The organism is Pseudomonas sp. RIT-PI-o (assembly GCF_001297215.1).
GTDB lineage: Bacteria > Pseudomonadota > Gammaproteobacteria > Pseudomonadales > Pseudomonadaceae > Aquipseudomonas > Aquipseudomonas moraviensis_A.
Map to the genome: position 1 here is coordinate 161,969 of NZ_LHPA01000044.1, position 24,139 is coordinate 186,107.

The 24,139-nt window shown below is 57.6% G+C and carries 22 protein-coding genes; 7 read left to right on the forward strand and 15 right to left on the reverse strand.

The window, feature by feature from the left end:
• Positions 1-45: 45 nt before the first annotated feature.
• From atpA to mnmG, 10 genes are all read right to left on the reverse strand, one after another.
• Positions 46-1,590 (reverse strand): F0F1 ATP synthase subunit alpha, encoded by a 1,545-nt coding sequence (atpA, locus tag AEQ63_RS24635; RefSeq protein ID WP_016772405.1) that lies wholly within the window; start codon positions 1,588-1,590, stop codon positions 46-48.
• Between the two features lie 21 nt (positions 1,591-1,611).
• Positions 1,612-2,148 (reverse strand): F0F1 ATP synthase subunit delta, encoded by a 537-nt coding sequence (locus AEQ63_RS24640; RefSeq protein WP_016772404.1) that lies wholly within the window; start codon positions 2,146-2,148, stop codon positions 1,612-1,614.
• Between the two features lie 12 nt (positions 2,149-2,160).
• Complete coding sequence (locus tag AEQ63_RS24645; protein WP_016772403.1) at positions 2,161-2,631, reverse strand: F0F1 ATP synthase subunit B; 471 nt, start codon at positions 2,629-2,631, stop codon at positions 2,161-2,163.
• A gap of 58 nt (positions 2,632-2,689) precedes the next feature.
• The gene (atpE, locus tag AEQ63_RS24650; RefSeq protein ID WP_003097235.1) at positions 2,690-2,947 is read right to left on the reverse strand and encodes a F0F1 ATP synthase subunit C; all 258 of its coding nucleotides are present in this window, start codon (positions 2,945-2,947) and stop codon (positions 2,690-2,692) included.
• A 133-nt stretch (positions 2,948-3,080) separates the two neighbouring features.
• Positions 3,081-3,950 carry a F0F1 ATP synthase subunit A gene (gene atpB, locus AEQ63_RS24655; protein WP_042607991.1) on the reverse strand — a complete coding sequence of 290 codons (870 nt, stop codon included), beginning with the start codon at positions 3,948-3,950 and terminating at the stop codon, positions 3,081-3,083.
• Positions 3,951-3,966: 16 nt separating this feature from the next.
• Positions 3,967-4,374 (reverse strand): F0F1 ATP synthase subunit I, encoded by a 408-nt coding sequence (locus AEQ63_RS24660; RefSeq protein ID WP_042607990.1) that lies wholly within the window; start codon positions 4,372-4,374, stop codon positions 3,967-3,969.
• Between the two features lie 148 nt (positions 4,375-4,522).
• Positions 4,523-5,395 (reverse strand): ParB/RepB/Spo0J family partition protein, encoded by an 873-nt coding sequence (locus tag AEQ63_RS24665; protein WP_064365198.1) that lies wholly within the window; start codon positions 5,393-5,395, stop codon positions 4,523-4,525.
• A gap of 9 nt (positions 5,396-5,404) precedes the next feature.
• Positions 5,405-6,202, reverse strand: a complete 798-nt coding sequence (locus AEQ63_RS24670; RefSeq protein WP_016772400.1) for a ParA family protein — start codon at positions 6,200-6,202, stop codon at positions 5,405-5,407.
• A gap of 18 nt (positions 6,203-6,220) precedes the next feature.
• Complete coding sequence (gene rsmG, locus AEQ63_RS24675) at positions 6,221-6,865, reverse strand: 16S rRNA (guanine(527)-N(7))-methyltransferase RsmG (protein ID WP_064365199.1); 645 nt, start codon at positions 6,863-6,865, stop codon at positions 6,221-6,223.
• On the reverse strand, positions 6,862-8,760 hold the full coding sequence (mnmG, locus tag AEQ63_RS24680; protein WP_064365200.1) for a tRNA uridine-5-carboxymethylaminomethyl(34) synthesis enzyme MnmG: 1,899 nt from the start codon (positions 8,758-8,760) through the stop codon (positions 6,862-6,864). Before mnmG ends, rsmG begins: the two co-directional genes overlap by 4 nt.
• A gap of 569 nt (positions 8,761-9,329) precedes the next feature.
• Here mnmG and AEQ63_RS24685 point away from each other — a divergent pair.
• From AEQ63_RS24685 to AEQ63_RS24695, 3 genes are all read left to right on the forward strand, one after another.
• Positions 9,330-9,836: a sigma-70 family RNA polymerase sigma factor gene (locus AEQ63_RS24685; RefSeq protein WP_064365201.1), complete on the forward strand. Its 507-nt coding sequence runs from the start codon at positions 9,330-9,332 to the stop codon at positions 9,834-9,836.
• Positions 9,836-10,783: a FecR domain-containing protein gene (locus AEQ63_RS24690; protein WP_064365202.1), complete on the forward strand. Its 948-nt coding sequence runs from the start codon at positions 9,836-9,838 to the stop codon at positions 10,781-10,783. Before AEQ63_RS24685 ends, AEQ63_RS24690 begins: the two co-directional genes overlap by 1 nt.
• A 118-nt stretch (positions 10,784-10,901) precedes the next feature.
• Positions 10,902-13,337 (forward strand): TonB-dependent siderophore receptor, encoded by a 2,436-nt coding sequence (locus tag AEQ63_RS24695; protein WP_064365203.1) that lies wholly within the window; start codon positions 10,902-10,904, stop codon positions 13,335-13,337.
• 44 nt (positions 13,338-13,381) lie between these two features.
• On the opposite strand, the gene mnmE is transcribed toward AEQ63_RS24695, so the two are convergent.
• From mnmE to rpmH, 5 genes are all read right to left on the reverse strand, one after another.
• Entirely contained in the window at positions 13,382-14,749 is a 1,368-nt protein-coding gene (gene mnmE / locus AEQ63_RS24700; RefSeq protein ID WP_064365204.1) for a tRNA uridine-5-carboxymethylaminomethyl(34) synthesis GTPase MnmE, read from the reverse strand.
• 81 nt (positions 14,750-14,830) lie between these two features.
• Positions 14,831-16,513: a membrane protein insertase YidC gene (gene yidC / locus AEQ63_RS24705; protein ID WP_064365205.1), complete on the reverse strand. Its 1,683-nt coding sequence runs from the start codon at positions 16,511-16,513 to the stop codon at positions 14,831-14,833.
• A 2-nt stretch (positions 16,514-16,515) separates the two neighbouring features.
• On the reverse strand, positions 16,516-16,761 hold the full coding sequence (yidD, locus tag AEQ63_RS27490; protein ID WP_027901580.1) for a membrane protein insertion efficiency factor YidD: 246 nt from the start codon (positions 16,759-16,761) through the stop codon (positions 16,516-16,518).
• A complete protein-coding gene (gene rnpA, locus AEQ63_RS24710; protein WP_064365270.1) occupies positions 16,754-17,155 on the reverse strand; it encodes a ribonuclease P protein component in 402 nt (133 codons plus the stop codon). Before rnpA ends, yidD begins: the two co-directional genes overlap by 8 nt.
• Positions 17,156-17,171: 16 nt before the next feature.
• A complete protein-coding gene (gene rpmH / locus AEQ63_RS27495) occupies positions 17,172-17,306 on the reverse strand; it encodes a 50S ribosomal protein L34 (RefSeq protein ID WP_003213577.1) in 135 nt (44 codons plus the stop codon).
• Between the two features lie 566 nt (positions 17,307-17,872).
• On the opposite strand from rpmH, the gene dnaA reads away from it, so the two are divergent.
• From dnaA to gyrB, 4 genes are read left to right on the forward strand one after another with little or no spacing between them, the layout of a single operon-like run.
• Positions 17,873-19,390: a chromosomal replication initiator protein DnaA gene (dnaA, locus tag AEQ63_RS24715; RefSeq protein ID WP_064365206.1), complete on the forward strand. Its 1,518-nt coding sequence runs from the start codon at positions 17,873-17,875 to the stop codon at positions 19,388-19,390.
• Positions 19,391-19,429: 39 nt separating this feature from the next.
• Complete coding sequence (dnaN, locus tag AEQ63_RS24720) at positions 19,430-20,533, forward strand: DNA polymerase III subunit beta (RefSeq protein ID WP_016772390.1); 1,104 nt, start codon at positions 19,430-19,432, stop codon at positions 20,531-20,533.
• A gap of 14 nt (positions 20,534-20,547) precedes the next feature.
• Positions 20,548-21,651 (forward strand): DNA replication/repair protein RecF, encoded by a 1,104-nt coding sequence (gene recF / locus AEQ63_RS24725; RefSeq protein WP_042607980.1) that lies wholly within the window; start codon positions 20,548-20,550, stop codon positions 21,649-21,651.
• 5 nt (positions 21,652-21,656) lie between these two features.
• Positions 21,657-24,074 (forward strand): DNA topoisomerase (ATP-hydrolyzing) subunit B, encoded by a 2,418-nt coding sequence (gyrB, locus tag AEQ63_RS24730; RefSeq protein ID WP_024014948.1) that lies wholly within the window; start codon positions 21,657-21,659, stop codon positions 24,072-24,074.
• Positions 24,075-24,139 lie beyond the last annotated feature (65 nt).

Below are 24,139 nucleotides of genomic sequence, written 5' to 3' on the forward strand. Positions count from 1 at the left end.
ACCTATCAGGTTAGCAAGCGGGAGCCTCGCGGCTCCCGCTGCGGCTTACCAGGTTTGGGTGGCCTTGAACTTCTCGATACCGGCTTTCATGCCAGCGTCGATTTCGTCATTGAAGTCACCTTTAACGTTGATCTTGGCCATCAAATCGGCGTGATCGCGGTTGAAGAAAGCGATCAGCGCTTGTTCGAAGCTGCCGACCTTGGCGATTTCAATGTCAGTCAGGAACCCACGCTCAGCGGCATACAGCGACAGCGCCATGTCAGCGATCGACATTGGTGCGTATTGCTTCTGCTTCATCAGCTCGGTAACGCGCTGACCATGCTCAAGTTGCTTGCGGGTCGCTTCGTCCAGGTCAGAAGCGAACTGGGCGAATGCCGCCAGTTCACGGTACTGAGCCAGAGCGGTACGGATACCACCAGAGAGCTTCTTGATGATCTTGGTCTGAGCGGCACCACCCACACGGGATACCGAAACACCGGCGTTCACTGCAGGGCGGATGCCCGAGTTGAACATGGCCGATTCCAGGAAGATCTGACCGTCGGTGATGGAAATCACGTTGGTCGGAACGAACGCGGAAACGTCGCCAGCCTGGGTTTCGATGATCGGCAGTGCGGTCAGGGAACCGGTTTTGCCGGTCACTGCGCCGTTGGTGAACTTCTCTACGTATTCTTCCGAAACGCGGGATGCGCGCTCCAGCAGACGGGAGTGGAGATAGAACACGTCGCCTGGGTAAGCTTCACGGCCTGGTGGACGGCGCAGCAGCAGGGAAATCTGGCGGTAAGCCACTGCCTGCTTGGACAGATCGTCATAAACGATCAGCGCGTCTTCACCGCGGTCGCGGAAGAATTCACCCATGGTGCAACCGGAGTACGGTGCCAGGAATTGCAGCGCAGGAGATTCCGAAGCACTGGCAGCCACGATGATCGTGTTGGCCAGGGCGCCGTTTTCTTCCAGCTTGCGAACCACGTTGGCGATGGTCGATTGCTTCTGACCGATGGCTACGTAGACGCAGAAAATGCCGCTGTCTTTCTGGTTGATGATCGCGTCGATCGCCAGAGCGGTCTTACCGATCTGACGGTCACCGATGATCAGCTCACGCTGGCCACGGCCGACAGGGATCATGGCATCGACTGCCTTGTAGCCAGTCTGTACAGGCTGGTCTACCGACTTACGCCAGATCACGCCTGGAGCAACTTTCTCGACCGCGTCGGTCTCGGTGTTGCCCAGTGGACCTTTGCCGTCAACAGGGTTACCCAGAGCATCGACTACGCGGCCCAGCAATTCCTTACCAACAGGAACTTCGAGGATGCGGCCGGTGCACTTGGCGCTCATGCCTTCAGCCAGCGACTGGTAGGAGCCCAATACCACGGCACCTACGGAGTCCTGCTCCAGGTTGAGGGCCATACCGTAGACGCCGCCCGGAAACTCGATCATCTCGCCGTACATGACGTCGGCCAGACCGTGAATCCGCACGATGCCGTCAGATACGCTGACGACAGTGCCTTCGTTACGGGCTTGGGAGGTCACATCGAGCTTGTCGATGCGGCCCTTGATAATTTCACTTATTTCGGAAGGATTGAGTTGCTGCATTGCTCTGCTGCCCCTTCAAACTCAAGATTTCAATGCTTCGGCAAGTTTCGCGATTTTGCCGCGAATCGAGCCATCGATAACCAGGTCGCCGGCGCGGATCACGACACCACCAATCAAGGCAGCGTCCTCCGCAACTTGCAGGCGCACTTCCCGGTTGAGTCGTGCACTGAGAACCTTGGCGAGTTTGTCTTGCTGTTCTTGGTTCAATGCAAATGCACTGGTTACTTCAACGTCTACCGATTTCTCTTGTTCGGCCTTGTACAGGTCGAACAGAGCGGCGATCTCCGGCAGAAGCAGGAGACGGTCGTTCTCGGCAACGACGTTGATGAAATTGCGTGCCTTTTCATCAAACTTGTCGCCGCACACGTCAATGAACGTGGCGGCCTTTTCTGCGCTCGTCAGTCGCGGGGCCTTGAGCACGCGCTGCAGGGTGTCGTCTTGCGACACCGCTGCTGCCAGGCCGAGCATGGCTGACCAATTGGCCAGTTGCTGGTGGGCCTGAGCGTGCTCGAAGGCCGCCTTAGCGTAAGGTCGGGCCAACGTGGTCAGTTCTGCCATGATCGCCCTCGCTTAGATTTCAGCAGCCAGTTGGTTAACCAGCTCTGCGTGCGCGTTTTGATCGATTGTGGCACCCAGGATCTTCTCGGCGCCGCCAACAGCCAGCAAGCCCACTTGGGCACGCAGCTTGTCTTTGACGCTGTTCAGTTCCTGTTCGATCTCGGCTTGAGCCTGAACCTTCACACGGTCAGCGTCGATACGGGCTTTTTCAACAGCCTCTTCGACGATCTGGTTACCGCGTTTCTTGGCTTGCTCGATGATTTCAGCTGCCTGAGCTTTCGCTTCGCGCAGTTGCTGACCCGCTTTCTCTTGGGCCAACTCCAGGTCGCGAGCTGCACGGCTGGCAGCGTCCAGACCATCAGCGATCTTCTTTTGACGTTCGTGCAGAGCAGCGATGACCGGAGGCCATACATACTTCATGCAGAACAGTACAAAAATCAGGAACGCAACGGACTGGCCAATCAGGGTCGCATTAATGTTCACGCCAACACCTCGCAGTTACGTTGTCCATCACACCAAATTACCCGGAAGATCCGAGTAATCAGCCAGCGATCTGACCAACGAACGGGTTCGCAAAGGTGAAGAACAGAGCGATACCAACACCGATCATGGTTACGGCGTCGAGCAGACCGGCAACGATGAACATTTTGACTTGCAGCATTGGAACCATTTCTGGCTGACGCGCTGCGCCTTCCAGGAACTTGCCGCCCAACAGGCCGAAACCAATTGCGGTACCCAGTGCGCCCAGGCCGATCAACAGTGCAACAGCGATAGCGGTTAGACCAACTACAGTTTCCATCTTTCCTCCCGACTTTTACGTCGTATGGTTTAGGTTTTTTAGATTAAAGCGGTAAAACAAATCGTTTCAGTTGCCCCGCAAGGAGCTCCCTCCCGTTTGACCGGGAGGAACATCAGACTAGTCGAGACTGGTCTTAATGGTTTTCTTCGTGCGCCATCGACAGGTAGACAATGGTCAGCATCATGAAGATGAACGCCTGCAGGGTGATGATCAGGATGTGGAACACCGCCCACGCCCACTGCAGAACAACGCCCAGGCCGCTGAGCCAGAGCAGGCCGCTGCCGAACATCACAGCGATCAGAATGAACACCAGCTCGCCGGCATACATGTTGCCGAACAGACGCAGAGCCAGAGAGATCGGCTTGGCGATCAGGGTGACGAATTCCAGCAGGAAGTTCACCGGAATCAGCAGCGCCTGAACAAAGATGTTCTTGCTGCCGAACGGGTGCAGGGTCAGTTCGCCGATGAAGCCGCCGATGCCCTTGACCTTGATGCTGTAGAAAATGATCAGTGCGAACACCGAGAACGCCATGCCCAGGGTCGCGTTCGGGTCGGTAGTCGACACGGCGCGGAACGGGATGTGGTGGTCGCCGGAGATCAGGATGGCCAACTGAGGAATCCAGTCGACCGGTACCAGGTCGACGGCGTTCATCAGGAACACCCAGACGAAGATGGTCAGTGCCAGCGGTGCAATCACCGGGCTACGGCCATGGAAGCTGTCTTTCACGCTGCCATCGACGAATTCGACCAATACTTCAACGAAGTTCTGCAAGGCACCCGGCTGACCCGACGTCGCTTTCTTTGCCGCCATGCGGAAAAGAAGAACGAAGATCAGACCCAGCGCGACCGACCAGCCGAGGGTATCGACGTGGAAAGCCCAGAAGCCCATTTCCTTGGCCTCTGCTGCGGTGTGGGCAAAGCCCCAGCCGCCGTTGGGTAGCTGACCGAAAGTCAGGTTCTGCAAGTGGTGCTGGATATAGCCCGAAGCGGTTGTTTCTGCCATGGTTGCCTCAAACGCCCTAAGGTCTCGAAAGTCTTGTTCTCATCAGCAGGGGAGCGAACCAGCTGACCGACTGCGTCAGCACGAACACGCCGAATACTGCGATCGGCGCCAGTGGCTTCACACCTGCAAACACCAGTGCAAACAGCACTGCCGTCAAAATCAGTTTGCCTGCCTCGCCGGCATAGAAAGACCGGACGATGGACTGGGCTGCTCGGGCGCCGGAAAACCGAAATGCCTTGTGAGCAAAATAAACATTGGGCAGCAAGGCTATCAGGCCTCCGCAAAGTCCCGAGTATCCGGCAACGACTCCATGCCATTGCCAGAGCGCCAAAGCGGCAATGAGCAAAATGACAAATTGAGCCATCAACACCGGAAAAACCGCCAGGCGATGGAAAGGCAAGCGGTTTGGCGTGCGGGTTTCCATCACAATTGCTCTCCAATGGTCGGCTGCCGAAATTCAATAACTTGGCATAATTTGTGCCGACAAAATGCGCGCAGAGTATAGGGGCGGTTCTGCCCCTATTCAACTGTCAGGTAGTGATTTCCGACTGCGCGCTACATGAGGAAATGTTTCAGCGGATGTGTGCGAGCACACCTTGAAGCTCATCGAGAGAGTTATAACCAATCACCAGTTGGCCTTTGCCCTTCTTGCCGTGGCGAATCTGCACCGCAGAGCCCAGCCGCTCGGCCAGGCGCTGCTCGAGGCGAGCGATGTCCGGATCGGGTTTTATTGCTTCCACAGGCTCCGGCTTGCCACTCAACCACTGCCGAACCAGTGCCTCGGTTTGGCGCACGGTCAGCCCTCGTGCGACAACATGTCGCGCCCCTTCAACCTGCTGATTGTCCGGCAGACCGAGCAAGGCGCGCGCATGACCCATTTCCAGGTCACCGTGCGAGAGCATGGTTTTGATGACTTCGGGCAGTGCAATAAGTCGCAACAGGTTAGCCACAGTCACCCGCGACTTACCCACAGCCTCGGCGACCTGCTGCTGGGTCAGCTGAAATTCCTGCTGCAAACGCTGCAAAGCCACCGCTTCTTCGATCGGATTGAGGTCTTCGCGCTGGATGTTCTCAATCAGCGCAATCGCGATGGCGGTTTCATCCGGCACATCGCGGACCATCGCCGGGATCGTCTCCTGCCCGGCCTGCTGACTGGCGCGCCAGCGGCGTTCACCGGCGATGATCTCAAAACGACCGCCGCCAATCGGGCGCACCACGATCGGCTGCATCACGCCCTGAGCCTTGATCGATTGCGCCAGCTCTTCCAGTGCCTGCGGATCCATGTCGCGGCGCGGCTGATATTTGCCACGCTGCAGCAGGTCCAGCGGCAGATGTTGCAGTTCACGGGTGTCAGCCTGCGCGGCCTGTTCTTCCAGCGCGCTGACCGTCGGACCACTCAGCAGTGCATCCAGTCCACGTCCGAGACCTCGTTTCTTGACGGCCATGGGGATTCCTTAAGTTGGCTGAGCAGCAGCAATGCGTGAATTTTTGCGCTGACGGCGAACCATCTCGCCCGCCAGAGCCAGATAGGCCAGGGCGCCACGCGATTGCTTGTCGTAAGCCAGCGCCGGCATGCCGTAGCTTGGTGCTTCGGCCAGGCGAATGTTGCGCGGGATCACCGTGTCGTACAGCTGATCGCCGAAGTGTTCCTTGAGCTGCGCCGAGACATCGTTCATCAGGCTCAGGCGCGGGTCATACATGGTCCGCAGCAGGCCTTCGACTTTCAGGTTCGGATTGAGCAGCTCAGCGATGCGCTTGATGTTATCCACAAGGTCGCTCAAGCCTTCGAGGGCAAAGTATTCGCACTGCATGGGGATAATCACCCCGTCAGCGGCGACCAGAGCGTTGAGCGTGAGCATCGACAGCGACGGCGGGCAGTCGATCAGGATGTAATCGTAGTTATCGCGGATGGGCGCCAGCGCACTGCGCAGACGGCTTTCCTTCATCTGCATTTCCAGCAATACCACTTCAGCCGCAGTCAGGTCGCGGTTGGCCGGCAGCAGCTGATAACCGCCGTGCTCGGAAAAGTGCATGGCCTGGCCCAGATCGCATTCACCGATCAGCAGATCGTAAACCGAGTTTTCCAGGCCATGTTTATCCACACCGCTACCCATGGTGGCGTTGCCCTGTGGATCGAGATCGATCAACAGCACCCGGCGCTTGGTCGCGACCAGGGATGCTGCGAGGTTGATGCAGGTGGTGGTCTTGCCCACACCACCCTTCTGGTTCGCTATCGCGAATACCTTAGCCATTCTTGCTTGTGTTCCCAATCATGCCGTGCGGCGCAGTATCAGCAGATGGCGTTGGCCTTGGCAACCGGGGACGGCCAGGGCGTGTTCGCTATCGAGTTTGAAATCTGCCGGCAATGCTACCAGCTCATCGGCGGGATGAACGCCCTTCATTGCCAGCCAGCGTGTATCGGCATCGCCGAGGTGGCGAGTCCAGTTGGTGAAGTTTTCCATGCTGCTGAATGCCCGGGAAATGATTCCGTTGAAAGGCTGTGCAGGCTGGAAAGCTTCGACGCGACTGTGGATAACTTGCAGGTTATCCAGCTTCAGTTCGAGTTTGACCTGAGTCAGGAAGCGGGTTTTCTTGCCGTTGCTGTCCAGACAGGTCACCTGCGAGTCCGGATACAGGATGGCCAGCGGAATGCCAGGCATGCCGCCACCGCTGCCGACGTCGAGCCAGCGCCCGTTTTCGATAAACGACATCACGCTGAGACTGTCGAGCAGGTGGCGCGAAACCATTTCGTCCGGATCTCGTACGGCGGTCAGGTTGTAGGCCTGGTTCCATTTGATCAACAGGGCCAGATAGCCCAGCAGCCGTTCGTGCTGGATTGGGGTGAGATCGACCCCGAGCTCGCGGGCTCCTGTGGATAACTCTTCGGCGTGTTGCGAAGTGACCTTGGCACTCAAGCGCTTTGCTCCAACTGACGGCCCGCGCCGCGTTTTTTCAAATGAATCATCAACAGCGAGATCGCCGCCGGGGTTACGCCCGGAATCCGCGACGCCTGGCCCAGCGTCTCGGGACGTGTGGCGCCGAGCTTGCTCTGGATCTCCTTGGACAGGCCGGAGATGTTGGTGTAATCGATATCCACAGGCAATTTCGTGTCTTCACTGGCGCGCAGACGGGCGATTTCGTCCTGTTGACGGTCGATGTAACCGGCGTACTTGGTCTTGATTTCCACCTGCTCGGCGACCTGTGGATCTTCCGCGCCCTGCCCGGTCACTTCGACCAGACCGGCGTAGTCGATTTCCGGACGGCTCAACAGGTTAAGCAAATTGTATTCGTGAGTCAGTGGCGTGCCGAATTTCTCGGCAATCGCATCGCCCTGAGGGGTATTCGGACGAACCCAAGTGCTTTTCAGGCGCTGTTCTTCCAGCTCGATACTTTCGCGCTTCTTGCAGAAGGCCGCCCAACGCGCGTCATCGACCAGACCGAGCTCGCGACCTTTTTCGGTCAGACGCAGATCGGCATTGTCCTCGCGCAGAATCAGGCGGTACTCGGCACGAGAAGTGAACATGCGGTACGGCTCTTGGGTACCAAGGGTGATCAGGTCGTCGACCAATACCCCGATGTACGCTTCATCGCGGCGTGGGCACCAGGCTTCTTTGCCCTTGGCGCGCAGCGCAGCGTTGGCCCCGGCGAGCAGACCTTGAGCGCCGGCTTCTTCGTAACCGGTGGTGCCGTTGATCTGCCCGGCGAAGAACAGACCGCCGATGACTTTGGTTTCCAGGCTGTACTTCAGATCGCGCGGATCGAAGTAGTCGTACTCGATCGCATAACCCGGACGCACGATGTGCGCGTTCTCCATGCCGCGGATCGATTGCACGATCTGCAATTGCACGTCGAACGGCAGGCTTGTGGATATCCCGTTCGGATACAGCTCATGGGTGGTCAGACCTTCCGGTTCGATGAACACCTGATGGCTTTCCTTGTCGGCAAAGCGGTGGATCTTGTCTTCGATCGACGGGCAATAGCGCGGGCCGACGCCTTCGATTTCACCGGCAGCGGAATACATCGGCGAACGATCAAGGTTCGCCGCGATGATTTCGTGGGTGCGGGCATTGGTGTGAGTGATCCAGCAACTGACTTGCCGTGGATGCTGTTCCTTGTTGCCCATGAACGACATCACTGGAATCGGCGTATCGCCTGGTTGCTCGGTCATAACCGAGAAATCCACAGACTTGCCATCGATACGCGGCGGTGTGCCGGTTTTCAGGCGACCGACACGCAGTGGCAGTTCACGCAAACGATGAGCCAGCGCGATTGACGGCGGATCACCGGCGCGACCGCCGGAAAAATTCTGCAAACCAATGTGGATAAGTCCGCCGAGGAACGTACCGGTGGTCAACACCACGGAATCGGCGAAGAAACGCAGACCCATTTGCGTGACAACACCGCGGACTTGTTCCTGCTCGACGATCAAGTCATCAGCAGCTTGTTGGAATATCCACAGGTTCGGCTGGTTTTCCAGGATTTCACGGACAGCTGCCTTGTACAGAATCCGGTCGGCTTGCGCACGGGTCGCCCGTACCGCCGGGCCTTTACGACTGTTCAACACACGGAACTGGATGCCGCCCAAATCTGTGGCCGTAGCCATCGCGCCGCCGAGGGCATCGATTTCCTTGACCAGATGGCTCTTGCCGATGCCACCGATGGCCGGGTTGCAACTCATGGCACCGAGGGTTTCCACGTTATGCGTCAGCAATAGGGTTTTTGCCCCCATGCGTGCTGACGCCAGTGCTGCCTCGGTACCGGCATGACCGCCGCCGATGACGATCACTTCAAAACGGGAAGGGAAATCCACCACGCACCTCGTGCCTGCTTAAGTAGGTCATTCAGGAAAAATTTGAGCTCAGGTTTCTGGACCTGGTCGGCAAGTATAGGGACTTCGCCCTTTCTAAAGAACCCTCTGCACAAAATTTAACCAGCTGTGGAGAACTCGAGGTTAAAAGAATAAAAAAGAGAGAAATTTATAAAACCTTTGTTTTTATGTTTATTCTTACTGGGCAACCTTTCTGTGGATAGATCGCTACAGGCCTTATTTATCAATGTGTACAGGGATTCAAAACCCTGTGCTCAGGTGCCGAGGAGGCCCTTGGATAACCGGTGTAAGCCTGTGGATTAAAGGTATGCTTATCCACAGGGCAGGTTATATCCAATTTTCAGGCCCTGTTATCAACCGACCTTAGCGCCAGTTATTCACAGGGCTTAACCCGCAAGAAACCGCTGGATGGATGTTTCCATGCGCAAAAAAAACGTCACCGAAGGATCGGTGACGCTTGGAAAGCCTGCGACAGGACATCAAAAGGCTATTGTGAGAGAACGTAACAGAGGCTAATAATAGCCATTATCATTAACTTGCCAGTTTCTCCCATGCCCCTACCCGCCCATACCGCTGCGATCGAGCAAATCTACGAGCAACACCATTCGTGGCTGTATGGCTGGCTCAAGGGCAAACTGCACAACACCTGCGATGCAGCCGATGTGGCGCATGACACCTTTTTGCGCATTCTGGCGGCGCGCAATGCGGCGCATATTCGAGAGCCGAGGGATTACCTGGCGACCATCGCACGCGGTCTGGTCATCGACCGCTATAGAAGGTGCGCCATTGAAGCCGCGTATTTGCAGACACTGGCGACCCGGCCAGAAGCGGCGGTTATCAGCGAAGAGGACAAGGCGCTGATCATCGAAACCCTGCTCGCTGTGGATAAAGCCCTGGCCGGGCTGGGCACGCGCACACGGCAGATATTCATCCTCTCGCAGGTGGACGGCCTGACTTATCAACAGATCGCTCTGCAGATGAAGGTATCGCTGACCACAATCAAGAAACACATGATCCGCGCCCTCACGGAATGCGCCCTGATCATGGCGCAGCACTGATGGCCGTCGCTGCCAACCGCCAGGTATTCGAAACCGCTGCCAGCTGGTATGTGCAGTTTCAATCCCAGCCTCCGAGCCTTGCCGAACAAAAAGCCTGGCAGCTGTGGATAGATAGCGATCCGGCGCATCTGGCGGCGTGGAACCAGATGGAACAATTGCAGCGCCACTTGGGAACGCTGCCGCAGGATCTGAAGCGACGTGCGCTCAATAGCGGCCAACACAGGCGACAGGTACTCAAGCTGTTGCTGCTCGTAGCGGGTACAGGCTTCGTGGGCTGGAATGTTGAACGACACACGTCCCTCGGAAACGTCTGGGCCGACTATAAAACCGGGGTGGGCCAGCGTCGCACCATCAGCCTGGCCGATGGCAGCCAGATCCAGCTCAACACCGACTCTGCGATCGATGTTTCTTTCGACGCAGCGCAACGCCTGATTCGACTGCGCGGCGGTGAAATTCTCGTTCAAACCGGCAAGCTCGGGGATCAGCGACCCTTCTATGTGCAGACCCGTGACGGGCGGATCCAAGCGTTGGGCACCCGCTTCTCGGTGCATCAAATGCCCAACTCAACACGGGTCGGGGTGCTGGAAGATCGAGTCAGCGTTCAACCTGCGCAGTCCTCCATTGCTCCGCTCATGCTGAAGGCAGGCGAAGGTGCGGATTTCGATAGTCGGCATGTCGGCCTTGTTCATCCCTTCCAGTCAGCAGAAGTGGCCTGGATCAACGGCCAGTTGATCGTCCTCGATGCCCGCTTGGGCGATGTCCTCGAAGAGTTGGGACGCTATCGCAGCGGTGTATTGCATTGCGATCGTCGGGCAAGGGATCTGCGCGTCTCCGGGACCTTCCGGCTCGATTCGACCGACGCGGTGCTGGCCAACCTTCAGGCTTCGTTGCCAATCAACGTGCGCTATTTCAGCCGTTACTGGGTCTTGATCAGCTACAGCGCTTGATTGAAACAAGGCCAGGGAAAAATAATTGCCGACAGGGTTATCTTTTTTTGCCCTGACCCGGCCCTACAGGTAATCGCGATAAACGCGGCTCTTCGCCACCTTCAGGGCTAATCCACACATGCGTCTTCCCACGTTCCGTCAGCGTTTTTCTCCCCACTGCATTGCCTACAGCTTATTGATGGCCAGCGCTGTGTCCTGTCTGGTCACCGGCCACAGCGCCTTCGCGGCGACCGCATCCCAGCGCTATGCCATCGCTGCCGGCCCGTTGGACAATGCGTTGAGCCAGTTCGCCTCTACCGCGAATGTGATTCTGTCGTTCTCGCCGCAACAGACCAGCCGCCTGCGCAGCGCCGGGTTAAGCGGTGACTTCAGCGTCGAACAAGGCTTCGCCCAGTTGCTGCAAGGTTCTGGTTTACAGGCGGTGCCGCAAGCACCCGGCAGCTACATCCTGCAGCCCTTGCCTGAGGGAGATACCCTGGAACTGGCGCCGACCAACATCAATGCACAGTTGGCCAATCCAATGGATCTGGATTACGCCGCCGACGTTGGCTACAAAGCGCAAAACAGCCGGATCGGTACGAAAACCAGCACACCGCTGTCGGAAACGCCGCGTTCGGTGTCAGTAGTGACCGGGCAGCGCATCAAGGATCAGAAATCCCAGACACTTACCGACGTACTCGGCTACGTGCCGGGAATCTTCGCCCCGCCGTTCGCTGCCGGCGACAGTCTGGCCGGCGATCTGTTTTACATCCGCGGTTTCAACGCCACCGATTACGGCTATGGCCTGCTCCGGGATGGACTGCGCGTGCAGGGCAATCGCTATGACACCAGCACCGAGCCGTACGGACTTGAACGCGTCGAAGTATTCCGTGGTCCTTCTTCGCTGTTGTATGGCGAAAACGCGCCGGGCGGTCTGGTCAATCTGGTCAGCAAGCGCCCGACGGCCGCGCCACGGGGCGAAGTGCAATTGGGCTACGGCTCGAACAACCGCCGGCAGATCGGCGTCGATGTCTCCGGCCCGCTCAATGACAGCGGTAATGTGCTCGGGCGCGTGGTGATGCTCGGACGCAAATCCGATACCCAGACCGATCACGTTCCTGACGACCGCATTTATATCGCCCCTTCGCTGACCCTGAATTTCGACGACTTCAATACGCTGACGCTGTTGGCCAACTACCAGAAAGACCATACCAATATGGAGCTCGGTCTGCCGGCCGCCGGCACGTTGCTGAGCAACCCCAACGGCAAGCTGTCCAAGGACACCATGCTCGGTGACCCCGACTGGAATACTTTCGAGCGCGAAACCTGGAGCACCGGGTACGAGTTCAGCCACTCGTTCAACGATGACTGGCAGTTCCGCCAGAACTCGCGCTACATGCAGTCGCGTATCACCCGCCACGAAACCTGGCCGGGCAATTTGAACAACGCAGGCTTCGGCACGCGGTTGAACATGACCGCCTATGATCGCTTCAACAAATCCATGGTGTATTCGCTGGATAACCAGCTGGAAGGCAAATTCCAGGCGGGCGATCTGGAAAACACCGTGTTGTTTGGCGCCAGCTACGATCGCACCTCGTTCAACCAGGACTGGAATGCCGGGATTGTCGGGCCGATCAATGTCTATGACCCGGTTTACCTGCGCGATCCGACCACGCCGATTGCCGTGCAAAACACCTTGCTCGAGCAGCAGATGAAGGGCGTCTATGCACAGATCCAGAGCAAGTACGACCACTGGCTGTTCCTGCTGGGAGGGCGTCAGGACTGGGTCGACAGTGACTTCCGCGACAAGGTAGCCCGAGGCAGCAACATCAGCTCCGAAGACAAGAAGTTCACGTACCAGGGCGGTGTGATGTATCAGTTCGACAACGGCATGACGCCGTATGTCAGCTATTCCACAGCATTCGTGCCGGTGCAGCAGATTTCCAATGCCGGCGCCCCACTTGATCCGATTACCAGCAGCCAGTACGAAGTGGGCCTCAAATACGAACCGATCGGCTGGGATACCGCCTTCACCGCTTCGGTGTATGACCTGCGCAAGAAGGACGACACCTATTTCGACGCAACGACGTCGACCTATCGCCAGGTGGGTGAAAGCCGTGCCAAGGGTGTGGAGCTGGAACTCAACAGCAATCTGACGCAGAACCTCAATGTCACGGCGGCTTATACCTACACCGATGCAAAAATCACCAAGGATGCGGCGACGTCGCTGGTCAAGGGCCATCAAATGACCGGAGTGCCGCGTAATCAGGCCTCGGTCTGGGCGAAATACCGCTTCCTCGACAGTGATCTGAAAGGCTTGTATGTCGCGGGTGGTGTGCGTTCTTTCGATAGCGCATTCGCTTATACATCGCCTTCGCTGTACGGAAAGCTGGATGCCGGCGACGTCACGTTGGTAGACGCGGCGGTTGGTTATCAGATCGATACACACTGGAGTGTCGATCTGAATGCGAAAAACCTGTTCGACAAGGAATATGTGTCGGGCTGCAACGACGCAGGCCGCTGTTATTGGGGTGAGGATCGCACCCTGCTCGGTACGGTGTCTTATAACTGGTGAACAAAAAAAGGGACTGTGGATGAATTATCCACAGCCCCTTTTCATTATTTGCCGATGCAGAAGCTGGAGAAAATCCTCCCCAGCAAATCATCCGAGCTGAACGCACCGGTAATTTCCCCCAGCGAATGCTGAGCCTGGCGCAAATCCTCGGCGAGCAGTTCGCCCGCACCGGCCAACGTCAGTTGGGCGCGGCCGTGCTCCAATGCCGCGCTGGCGTGACGCAGTGCTTCCAGATGCCGGCGACGTGCGCTAAAGCTGCTTTCCGACGTCTGCTCGTAACCCATGCACGCCTTGAGATGGTCCCGCAGCAGGTCGAGGCCTTCCGCGGACTTGGCGCTGAGGCTGATGGTTACATGACCGTCGTCACTGGTTTCCAAAGCGATCGCTTCGCCCGAGAGGTCGGACTTGTTACGGATCAGCGTCACTTTTGCCGGGTCCGGTCGGGTTTCGAGGAATTCCGGCCAAAGAGCAAAGGGATCCAATGCCTCCGGTGCGGTCGCATCGACCACCAGTAAAACCCGATCCGCTTCACCAATGGCTTTCAACGCCCGTTCCACCCCGATCTTTTCCACATGATCATCGGTATCCCGCAGCCCTGCAGTATCGACCACGTGCAATGGCATGCCGTCGATGTGGATATGTTCGCGCAGGATATCCCGCGTGGTACCGGCAATCTCGGTGACGATGGCGGCTTCGCGCCCCGCCAATGCATTCAACAGGCTGGATTTGCCGGCATTGGGTCGGCCGGCGATAACGACGGTCATGCCATCGCGCAACAGCGCACCCTGCCCGGCTTCGCGAAGCACTGTGGATAACTCATTGCGCACTTTGTCGAGCATGCTCAGCACGTGGCCATCGGCAAGGAAATCGATTTCCTCTTCCGGAAAGTCGATCGCGGCTTCGACGTAGATACGCAGGCCGATCAACTGTTCGGTCAAGTTATGCACACGCTGGGAGAACGCACCCTGTAACGAACGCAAGGCATTGCGCGCAGCCTGTGCGGAACTCGCTTCGATCAAATCGGCAATCGCCTCGGCCTGGGCCAGATCGAGTTTGTCATTGAGAAAAGCACGTTCGCTGAATTCACCTGGCCGGGCGAGGCGACAACCCAGTTCCAGACAGCGCTTGAGCAACATGTCCAATACGATCGGGCCACCGTGGCCCTGCAATTCCAAAACGTCTTCGCCGGTGAACGAGTTCGGACCCGGGAAATACAGAGCCAGACCTTCATCCAGTACCTGCTGATCGTCACTGAAAAACGGCCCGTAATGGGCGTAACGCGGTTTCAGTTCGCGGCCGCTGATGGCTTTTGCCGCCACGCTGGCCAACGGCCCGGAAATACGGACGATGCCCACACCGCCGCGACCTTGAGCGGTGGCGACAGCGGCGATGGTTTCACGGGGTGTGCTCATAAAGCGGCATCCAGACAAAAGTGGCAGATAGCAAAACGCCCCACTAGGGGGCGTTTTGAGTGGTGTTATCCACAGTGCAAGTTACGCCTCGGCTTTTTTCGTCGCCGCTTCGATCTTACGCGTGATGTACCACTGTTGTGCAATCGACAGGCAGTTGTTCACAACCCAGTACAGTACCAGGCCCGCCGGGAACCACAGGAAGAAGAAGGTGAAGATGATTGGCATCATTTTCATCACTTTCGCCTGCATCGGATCCGGAGGAGTCGGGTTCAACTGCTGCTGGATGAACATGGTCGCGCCCATGATGATCGGCAGAATGAAGAACGGATCCTTGATCGACAGGTCAGTGATCCACAGCATGAACGGCGCCTGGCGCATTTCCACGCTTTCCAGCAGAACCCAGTACAGCGACAGGAACACCGGCATCTGCACGAGGATCGGCAAGCAGCCGCCCAGCGGATTGATCTTCTCTTTCTTGTATAGCTCCATCATGGCTTGCGACATTTTCTGCCGGTCATCGCCATGTTGCTCTTTCAGTGCTGCCAGTTTCGGTGCCACGGCACGCATGCGCGCCATCGATTTGTAGCTGGCCGCCGACAGAGGGAAGAAAATCCCTTTGATCAGCATGGTCAGGAAAATGATCGACCAGCCCCAGTTACCAACGATGGCATGGATGTGTTGCAGCAACCAGAAGATCGGCTGGGCAATGAACCACAGGATGCCGTAGTCGACGGTCAGTTCCAGACCTGGGGACAACTCTTTCAGTACCGCCTGACTTTTCGGACCGGCATACAGCACAGCGCTGGTTTCAACCTTGGCGCCCGGAGCAGCGGTCAAGGTAGGACCGGTGTAACCGATGATGTAGTTGCCTTTGCTGTCTTTACGGGTCTGGACGATGTTGTTTTCGCCCTTCGCCGGAATCCACGCGGTCACGAAGTAGTGCTGCAGCCAGGCCACCCAACCACCGGTTACGGTTTCCTTGAGCTGCGCCTTGTCCATGTCCTTCATCGACACTTTCTTGTACGGCTCGGAACTTGTCCACAGGGCGGCGCCCAGGTAAGTCGCGGTGCCAGTAGCAGTTGTCGACGATGGATCAGCGCTGGCGTCGCGCTTCAACTGGGCAAACATTGCGCCGTTCCAGGGCTGAGCGCTCTGGTTATCCACAATGTAGGAGACAGCCACGTCGTACAGGCCACGTTTCACGGTGAAACGCTTGATGTAGTTGACGCCATCCTTGCTGAATTTCAGGTCAACGACGAGTTGATCCTGACCGTCAGCCAGTTGGTAAACCTTCTTCTCCGACGAGTAAACCGGACGACCGGCCGGATTTGCATCCGGGCCGTTGGTGCCGATCAGACCGCTCTGCGCCAGATATACACGTTCGCCGCCGTTATCGAACAACTGGAACGGCACGTCAGGACGGTCCTGGCGACGTGGATACAGAGGCAGAGTCAGTTGTGCAACGTCGCCACCCTGTGGATCGATCGCCAGATCGAGCACATCGGTCTTGACCTGAATCAGGTCCTTGCTGGCGGCGACCGGCGTTTCGGCTGGTGCGGTGGTATCGCTGGCGGCGCGCGGAATATCGTCACTGGCGGCAGTACTGGTGCCAGTGGCGGTGTCCGGCAAACCGGATGTAGTCGTACTGGAAGCAACATTCTGAGTCGGCAGGGCAGCCTGGCCATAATCCTGGTTCCATTTAAGAACCATGACGTAGGACACGATTGCCAGGGCGACGATCAGGATCGTGCGTTTGATATCCATGATTACTCGGCCATCGAAGAAGAACGGGAGGTAGGGACAGGTGGAACCGGGTCATAACCACCGGGATTCCACGGATGACAGCGACCTAAACGACGAAAGGTCAGCCAGCCACCGCGCAGAAGGCCATGATTTTCAATGGCTTCATACGCGTAGCAGGAACAACTGGGGTAGAAGCGACAGTGGCTGGCCATTAAAGGACTAATGGCATAGCGATAAAACTGGATCGGAACGAGGGCCAGTTTACGCATCGGAACTGTCTACCCCTACAGTTTCGGTTTTGACTGCCGGAACGGGCTTGTTGCGCGCCAGACGCTTCCAGAGTTTGCCGAAATGCTGAATCAATTCGGGGTTTTCTACATCACCCAAACCTTTGCGCGCGACGATAACGATGTCCCAGCCGACCAGTGAATCCTGGTGCAGACGGAACGATTCGCGCATCAGACGTTTGAGGCGATTGCGCTCAACGGAAAGCTTTACGCTCTTTTTCCCGATAACCAGCCCGAGACGGGGGTGATCAAGATCGTTGTCGCGTGCAAGGAGCAGGAGATTTTTCCCCGGAACCTTGCCGGTAGGGGAGTCAAAGACTGCCTTGAAATGCCGGGGGGTAAGCAGACGCTTTTCCCGACTGAAGTCCTGACTCACCTCCAGTACCGGATTATCAAACTGCCAGACGCGCACGACCTTTGGCGCGACGACGCGACAGGACTGCGCGGCCGTTCTTAGTAGCCATGCGAGCACGGAAACCGTGGGTACGAGCGCGTTTGATAGTGCTTGGTTGGAAAGTACGTTTCATGTCGTGTTACCTGGTTCGTCCACAACGGGCCGGAATGGCCCCCGTTTTAAGAGACCGGGGATTCTAGAGAAAGCAAGCCTTCAGGTCAATTTCCAACCAGCGTTTCCTTATAAATAGATCTCGGCACGGTTTCAGCTCGAAAGCCTGTCCGCCAGATATAGAAATAAAGAAGGGAAGTATTTAAAGCTTTTCTGTAAAGCTTGTAAAAGCTAGACACGGCATCTTCTGTGGATAAGTGCCACCAGGCCTTGTTGCTTCTGGTGTACAGAGAATGACAACTACAGTGGAAAACCGTGTTCAGCCTGTGCTGCGCCCTCGGATAAGCTGTGTGTGGAATGCGTGGTTATCCACAGCGAGGTTATCCACCGAGTTCACCCCCCAGTTGTCCAGTGCCCTCAAGGGCGTTTATCCACAGGGCTTATTCACACGCCGTTGGTCGCTTTTAGCAGCGATAGTGCATTGATAAATGATGGCGACGGCGCTACCTGCATGTGGATAAGTGAACCGCTCGCCGCTACAATGGCCGCTTGTTTTTGCCTCACCGGCTTTCAACTTAGGGGATATCCGTGTCAGTGGAACTTTGGCAGCAGTGCGTGGAGCTTTTGCGCGAAGAGCTGCCTGCCCAACAATTCAACACCTGGATCCGTCCACTACAGGTCGAAGCCGAAGGCGACGAGTTGCGCGTCTACGCACCGAATCGTTTCGTGCTGGACTGGGTCAACGAAAAGTACCTGGGTCGCGTCATTGAGTTGCTGGATGAGCACGGCAATGGCTCGACGCCGGCGTTGTCCTTGTTAATAGGCAGCAAACGCAGCTCGGCACCCCGTGCCGCACCGAACGCGCCACTGGCGGCCGCGCAGGTTTCCCAGGCGCAGGCCAATAACGTACCTGCGAGTAACCCGGCGCCCGCACCCGCTCCGGCCAAGCGTGCCACGCAGAAAACCGCTGAAGTCAGCGAAGAGCCGTCCCGCGACAGCTTCGACCCGATGGCCGGTGCCGCTTCGCAGCAGGCCCCGGTTCGCGCCGAACAGCGCACCGTGCAGGTGGAAGGTGCGCTCAAGCACACCAGTTATCTCAACCGCACGTTCACCTTCGAGAATTTCGTCGAAGGCAAGTCGAACCAGCTCGCCCGTGCGGCGGCCTGGCAGGTGGCGGACAATCCCAAGCACGGTTACAACCCGCTGTTCCTTTATGGTGGTGTCGGTCTGGGTAAGACCCACTTGATGCATGCGGTGGGCAACCATCTATTAAAGAAGAATCCGAATGCCAAGGTCGTGTACCTGCATTCCGAGCGTTTCGTGGCCGACATGGTCAAGGCGCTGCAACTGAACGCGATCAACGAGTTCAAGCGTTTCTATCGTTCGGTGGACGCTTTGCTCATCGACGACATTCAGTTCTTTGCCCGCAAGGAGCGCTCCCAGGAAGAGTTTTTCCACACCTTCAATGCTCTGCTTGAAGGTGGCCAGCAGGTCATTCTCACCAGTGACCGCTACCCGAAAGAAATCGAAGGTCTTGAGGAACGCCTCAAATCCCGCTTCGGCTGGGGCCTGACGGTGGCCGTCGAGCCGCCGGAACTCGAAACCCGCGTGGCGATCCTGATGAAGAAGGCCGACCAGGCCAAAGTCGAGTTGCCCCATGACGCCGCGTTCTTCATTGCCCAGCGCATCCGTTCCAACGTCCGCGAACTGGAGGGCGCGCTGAAACGCGTGATCGCCCACTCGCACTTCATGGGCCGCGACATCACCATCGAGCTGATTCGCGAATCCCTGAAAGACCTGTTGGCATTGCAGGACAAACTGGTCTCTGTGGATAACATTCAGCGCACCGTCGCCGAGTATTACAAGATCAAGATTTCCGACTTGCTGTCCAAGCGGCGTTCGCGCTCGGTGGCACGTCCGCGTCAGGTGGCCATGGCGTTGTCCAAGGAGCTGACCAACCACAGCCTGCCGGAAATCGGCGATGTGTTTGGCGGCCGCGACCACACCACCGTGCTGCATGCCTGCCGCAAGATCAACGAACTTAAGGAATCCGACGCGGACATCCGCGAGGACTACAAGAACCTGCTGCGTACACTGACCACTTGATGAACACCAGCGCAGCTTATTAAGGCAAGGGACGAGACCATGCATTTCACCATTCAACGCGAAGCCCTGTTGAAACCCCTGCAACTGGTCGCAGGCGTCGTCGAGCGTCGACAGACCTTGCCGGTACTGTCCAACGTGCTGTTGGTCGTCGAAGGCCAGCAATTGTCGCTGACCGGTACCGACCTTGAGGTCGAACTGGTCGGTCGTGTGCAACTTGAAGAGCCGGCCGAAACTGGTTCCATTACCGTGCCTGCGCGCAAGTTGATGGATATCTGCAAAAGCCTGCCCAACGATGCGCTGATCGACATCAAGGTCGACGAGCAGAAGCTGGTGGTGAAGGCCGGCCGTAGCCGTTTCACCCTGTCGACCCTGCCGGCCAACGATTTCCCGACCGTCGAAGAAGGCCCGGGCTCGCTGACCTGCAGCCTGGAGCAGAGCAAACTGCGTCGACTGATCGAGCGCACTAGCTTCGCCATGGCTCAGCAGGACGTGCGTTATTACCTCAACGGCATGCTGCTGGAGGTTTCCGCGGGCGTGATCCGCGCCGTGGCCACCGATGGTCACCGTCTGGCCATGTGCTCGATGCAGGCCGATATCGGTCAGCCGGATCGTCATCAGGTGATCGTGCCGCGCAAAGGTATCCTCGAACTGGCGCGTCTGCTCACCGAGCCCGATGGCAATGTCAGCATCGTCCTCGGTCAGCACCATATCCGCGCTACCACCGGCGAGTTCACCTTCACCTCGAAACTGGTCGACGGTAAATTCCCGGATTACGAGCGCGTACTGCCGAAAGGTGGCGACAAGCTGGTACTCGGCGATCGTCAGGCATTGCGTGAAGCGTTCAGCCGTACCGCGATTCTGTCCAACGAGAAGTACCGCGGTATCCGTCTGCAACTGGCCAGCGGTCAGTTGAAAATCCAGGCCAACAACCCCGAGCAGGAAGAAGCGGAAGAAGAAGTGGGTGTTGAATACAACGGCGGTTCCCTGGAAATCGGCTTTAACGTCAGCTACCTGCTCGACGTGCTGGGCGTGATGACCACCGAGCAGGTACGCCTGATCCTGTCCGACTCCAACAGCAGTGCGCTGGTGCAAGAGTCCGACAATGACGACTCGGCTTACGTTGTCATGCCGATGCGTCTGTAATCAGCTGATCCTGAATGTCGTTAAGTCGTGTTTCGGTCACCGCGGTGCGCAATCTGCACCCGGTGACCTTCTCCCCCTCCCCCCGCATCAACATCCTTTACGGCGCCAACGGCAGCGGCAAAACCAGTGTTCTGGAAGCCATTCACCTGCTGGGGCTTGCCCGTTCGTTTCGTAGCACGCGGCTGTTGCCTGTCATTCAGTACGAACAACTCGCCTGTACCGTATTCGGTCAGGTTGAACTGGCGGAAGGTGGTCAGAGTGCCTTGGGGATTTCTCGAGACCGTCAGGGCGAGTTCCAGATTCGCATCGATGGCCAGAACGCCCGCAGCGCTGCACAACTGGCCGAGATCCTGCCACTGCAGTTGATCAACCCGGACAGTTTCCGTCTGCTGGAAGGTGCGCCGAAGATTCGCCGGCAGTTTCTCGATTGGGGCGTGTTCCACGTCGAACCGCGTTTCATGGCCACATGGCAGCGGCTTCAGAAGGCCTTGCGCCAGAGAAACTCTTGGCTGCGGCATGGTACACTTGACGCCGTTTCGCAAGCGGTTTGGGACAGGGAACTGTGCCAGGCCAGCGCTGAAATCGATGAATACCGCCGCGCTTACATCACAGCCTTGAAACCGGTCTTCGAACAGACCTTGAGCGAACTGGTTGAGCTCGAGGGTTTGACGCTCAGCTATTACCGAGGCTGGGACAAGGACCGCGATTTGAGCGCCGTACTGGCTGGATCCGTGCAACGGGACCAGCAGATGGGGCATACCCAGGCCGGCCCGCAACGCGCTGATTTGCGTCTCAGATTGGGCGCACACAATGCCGCGGACATCCTGTCCCGGGGTCAGCAGAAGCTGGTGGTCTGTGCGCTGCGGATTGCCCAAGGCCACCTGGTCAGCCAGGCCCGCCGCGGGCAGTGTATTTATCTGGTGGATGACTTGCCGTCCGAACTGGACGAGAGCCATCGTCGCGCGCTGTGCCGCTTGCTGGAAGACTTACGCTGCCAGGTGTTCATCACCTGTGTAGATCACGAATTACTGAGGGAAGGCTGGCAGACGGAAACGCCGGTCGCTTTGTTCCACGTGGAACAGGGCCGTATCACCCAGACCCACGACCATCGGGAGTGAAGGCATTGAGCGAAGAAAATACGTACGACTCAACGAGCATTAAAGTGCTGAAAGGCCTGGATGCCGTACGCAAACGTCCCGGTATGTACATTGGTGACACCGACGATGGCAGCGGTCTGCACCACATGGTGTTCGAGGTGGTCGACAACTCGATCGACGAAGCCCTCGCCGGCCATTGCGACGACATCAGCATCATCATCCACCCGGACGAGTCCATCACCGTTAAAGACAACGGTCGTGGCATTCCGGTAGATGTGCATAAAGAGGAAGGCGTCTCCGCCGCCGAGGTCATCATGACCGTCCTCCACGCTGGCGGTAAGTTCGACGACAACTCCTACAAGGTATCCGGCGGTCTGCACGGTGTAGGTGTGTCGGTAGTGAACGCGCTGTCCGAAGAGCTGGTTCTGACCGTTCGCCGTAGCGGCAAGATCTGGGAACAGACCTACGTCCACGGCGTACCTCAGGCGCCAATGGCCATCGTTGGCGACAGCGAGACCACCGGTACGCAGATTCACTTCAAGGCTTCCAGCGAAACCTTCAAGAACATTCACTTCAGCTGGGACATCCTCGCCAAGCGCATTCGTGAACTGTCCTTCCTCAACTCCGGTGTCGGCATCGTCCTCAAGGATGAGCGCAGCGGCAAGGAAGAGCTGTTCAAGTACGAAGGCGGCCTGCGTGCATTCGTTGAATATCTGAACACCAACAAGACTGCGGTCAATCAGGTGTTCCACTTCAATATCCAGCGTGAAGACGGCATCGGCGTGGAAATCGCCCTGCAGTGGAACGACAGCTTCAATGAGAACCTGTTGTGCTTCACCAACAACATTCCGCAGCGCGACGGCGGTACTCACCTGGTGGGCTTCCGTTCGGCCCTGACCCGTAACCTGAACAACTACATCGAGCAGGAAGGTCTGGCGAAGAAGCACAAAGTCGCCACAACCGGTGACGATGCCCGTGAAGGCCTGACCGCAATCATCTCGGTGAAAGTGCCGGATCCGAAGTTCAGCTCGCAGACCAAAGACAAGCTGGTGTCTTCCGAAGTGAAAACTGCGGTTGAGCAGGAGATGGGCAAATACTTCTCCGACTTCCTCCTGGAAAACCCCAACGAAGCCAAGCTGGTGGTCGGCAAGATGATCGATGCCGCCCGTGCCCGTGAAGCCGCGCGCAAGGCGCGTGAGATGACCCGCCGCAAAGGCGCGCTGGACATCGCCGGCCTGCCGGGCAAGCTCGCCGACTGCCAGGAAAAAGACCCGGCGCTGTCCGAACTGTACCTCGTGGAAGGTGACTCCGCGGGCGGCTCTGCCAAGCAGGGACGTAACCGCAAGACCCAGGCGATCCTGCCGTTGAAGGGCAAGATCCTCAACGTCGAGAAGGCCCGTTTCGACAAGATGATCTCGTCCCAGGAAGTGGGCACGCTGATCACCGCGCTGGGCTGCGGCATCGGCCGCGAAGAGTACAACATCGACAAGCTGCGCTATCACAACATCATCATCATGACCGATGCTGACGTCGACGGTTCGCACATCCGTACCCTGCTGCTGACCTTCTTCTTCCGTCAGTTGCCGGAGCTGATCGAGCGCGGCTACATCTACATCGCCCAGCCGCCGCTGTACAAGGTCAAGAAAGGCAAGCAAGAGCAATACATCAAAGACGACGACGCCATGGAAGAGTACATGACTCAGTCGGCCCTGGAAGATGCAAGCCTGCACCTGAACGAAGAAGCCCCGGGCATTTCCGGTGAAGCGCTGGAGCGTCTGGTGAATGACTTCCGCATGGTCATGAAGACCCTCAAGCGTCTGTCGCGCCTGTACCCACAGGAGCTGACCGAGCACTTCATCTACCTGCCAGCCGTCAGCCTGGAAACACTAGGCGACCACGCAGCGATGCAAGAGTGGCTGGCCCAGTACGAAGTTCGCCTGCGTACCAACGAGAAGTCCGGCCTGGTCTACAAGGCCAGCCTGCGCGAAGACCGTGAACGTGGCGTCTGGCTGCCAGAGGTCGAGCTGATCTCCCACGGCCTGTCGAACTACGTCACCTTCAACCGCGACTTCTTCGGCAGCAACGACTACAAAACCGTGGTCACCCTGGGCGCGCAACTCAGCACCCTGCTCGACGAAGGTGCGTACATCCAGCGTGGAGAACGCAAGAAAGCCGTTACCGAGTTCAAGGAAGCGCTCGACTGGCTGATGGCCGAAAGTACCAAGCGCCACACTATCCAGCGCTATAAAGGTCTGGGCGAAATGAACCCGGATCAACTGTGGGAAACCACCATGGACCCAAGCGTGCGCCGCATGCTGAAAGTCACCATCGAAGACGCCATCGGCGCAGATCAGATCTTCAACACCCTGATGGGTGATGCGGTCGAACCTCGCCGGGACTTCATCGAAAGCAACGCGTTGGCGGTATCCAACCTGGACTTCTGATCCTGGTTGCTGCCCGCTCAGAAAAACCCCGGCCAGTGCGCCGGGGTTTTTTATGTCTGAAGGAA